This is a genomic window from Pseudomonas sp. O39 (assembly GCF_045447295.1).
Lineage (GTDB): Bacteria > Pseudomonadota > Gammaproteobacteria > Pseudomonadales > Pseudomonadaceae > Aquipseudomonas > Aquipseudomonas antarctica_A.
The window spans coordinates 1-2339 of record NZ_JBJGXV010000056.1 but is presented as its reverse complement, the minus strand read 5'-3'; the positions used below and the strand labels follow the sequence as shown (position 1 = coordinate 2339).

Genomic DNA, 2339 nt, shown 5'->3' with positions numbered 1-2339 from the left:
GAGGCCCAGAGATTCCTGGATAGGCTCCAAGGCAACGAAATCGCTAGTACCAGGTTTGAAACAAAGCTTGCCACTGAGTTTGCGTTGTCGATGATTCCTGCGGGCCGAGCGGGTGCGGTGGGCAAAGTAGGGGAGATTGCTAAAGGGGCTGAAGTCGCTGCTGAGGTGGGTGCGGGTACAAAAGCGGCAGGTGAAGTCGTGCCTCCCGCGCCTGTGGTTACTTCTGGTACGACTAGGACAGGTGTTGTTCGTACAAATGCCGCAGACTGGAGAGTACTACGTGATAACTGGGATGACCTTGGATATGGCCAAATCTTAAGTACTGAAAATCGGGCCGCGATTGCTAAAGGGAAGACTCCGAAGGTCGATGATGCATGGGTTAAAGTTTTTCCTGAAGATGCAGGGCTAAAGGGTGAGAGAATACCTATGCATCATGTTCAGGGTTCGCCACTTACTGTGCCCCTGCCTGATACACGGCATTTGGACGCGCATATGCCAGGAGGATTTAGATATAATCCGGGCGGTCCAGGGTCAGCTCTCCCGGCATACCCTCCGAAAAAAGGAGCTGATTAATGCATTCCATACCGCTAGAGCTTGCGAAGCAAAAGTTAATTTTTTACGTGGCTCAGGATTTGGACCAGTCTATTAGATCTAATGTGCAGCAGCTTGTGAATGAGGTTGCTGCGTCAAGAATATGGAGCGTTACTCCGCCAAGCTTTATTGACGAGATAGACGAGAGTGGTACGGAAGTAGTAGGTGGGATTTTGGAAATTTATTCGGCTTTGCCGCCAAACCTACTTCCTATTGAGATGGACTCAAAAAACCTAGATGACGTAGAGGCGCTGGTAGGTGCCGTAAAAAAACTATCTGAAAATGAAAGTCTTTCCTTTGAGTTTCAGTTAGATACTACTTATGTTGGCGCTATTGAGGACGGTGTTATTGATCGAGTCCTGCTGGACGGTTTGCTAGTACCGTGGCGAAATCACCTCAAAGGGAAAATTTGAGTTGGTGCAAAAGGCGGTTCTCCAGAAACTGCCACCTATTTCAGGGTTGAGGGCGGCGGATCTGGCACTAAGACCAGTCAGAACCGTATTACTGCCAATGAGGATGGAACCATCAGCATCAACCCAGGTTGCGCAGGGCAAATTTGTGTAAGTGTTGGCAATGCTGATCACGCTACGTACTACTTGACGAACAAGCGACCTGATGGCTCTGTAGTGGTTTTTGACGTTGATGCTGGCCTTCATAAGGAAATTATGGACAGGGTAGTCCCTCAGCGGCCTGTCGCTGGTATGACGAAGGATCCTGATGCACCTAAGAGGGTAGACAAAGACCAGCCCGGTTACTCCCTCGAGCTACCCAAGATTTGGGAGTCGCTACTCGAAAAGAACTCGAGTAACGCCCGTGTTTATACACAGGATGAATTTTTCAAGGAGTTCAAGCAATGAAGGTGAACCAGACAGTTTTTGATGATCTTTGGAATGGAGAGAGAAGTGTCTGCTTTTTTGTACACTCTGGAAGATGTTATTGGGTGATAGATGAGAAGTATAATTTCTCTCTTGACGCAGAAAAAGACTATCGCGCCTATCTTGAAGATGGCGATATAACCCAGGAGCAATACGAGCAATCTTGCAAAAGTTTCAGGGGCGGTATTCTGAAAATGACTTCGGAAAATTTTCCGCAGTATCTAGATGACTCAAGTGAAAAAATTCTTACTTCAAGCGATTTGAAAAATTTCATAGAAGCGGATTATGAAGTTTTTGAAAAGACTGAACATTATTTTTTAACCGGCGAGGGTTTGTCCCCGGCCCTATTTAAAAAGGCCAATATCATTCATTCCAGGTTTCCCAAGTTCTACATAAATTTTGACAGAAAAATTTTTATGCATATGGATGACGTGCGTGTTCATGAAAGTCTAGCTTATTCGGACTGGACTGCTGAATGCTTTGATTTTAGCTTTTTGATCCCTGCTCGCGAGCGGTACTGGATAGTGGCGGGCAATGACTATTGGAAACTTCGGTTTATATAAGGAAATAGGGGTCAGACCACGTTTTTCGTTTTTTAGAGTTCAGCAGAGTTGCTCTTTAAAAACATGATTTATTTTTTGTAATTATTCCAATCTGTTGGCTTGTTGAAGGGCGGCTAAGCTGTAAGCTCTTATCCAGTTAGGGGTTTATATGGCTCGCCATCCTAGGGTTTTACTGCCGGATATCCCGTTGTATATTATTCAGCGGGGAAACAATTGGTCTGCATGTTTTTATTCAGATGAAGACTATATTTTTTACATGAAAAATAAGGGTCAGACCACGGTTTAGGGTTTTGTTTTTTAGAGTTCAGCA

General features: G+C 45.2%; 3 protein-coding genes. All 3 read left to right on the top strand.

The genetic code is table 11. The annotated features are described in order from the left end of the window. Positions 1-573, top strand: a 573-nt coding sequence (locus ACI77D_RS29240; RefSeq protein ID WP_407018090.1) for a hypothetical protein, incomplete at its 5' end; no start/stop codon positions are given. Next, positions 573-1004, top strand: coding sequence for a hypothetical protein (locus ACI77D_RS29235; RefSeq protein WP_057006052.1), 432 nt, complete (start codon positions 573-575; stop codon positions 1002-1004). The genes ACI77D_RS29240 and ACI77D_RS29235, both read left to right, overlap by 1 nt. Positions 1005-1444: 440 nt before the next feature. Continuing rightward, positions 1445-2029, top strand: coding sequence for a hypothetical protein (locus tag ACI77D_RS29230; RefSeq protein ID WP_064450126.1), 585 nt, complete (start codon positions 1445-1447; stop codon positions 2027-2029). Positions 2030-2339 lie beyond the last annotated feature (310 nt).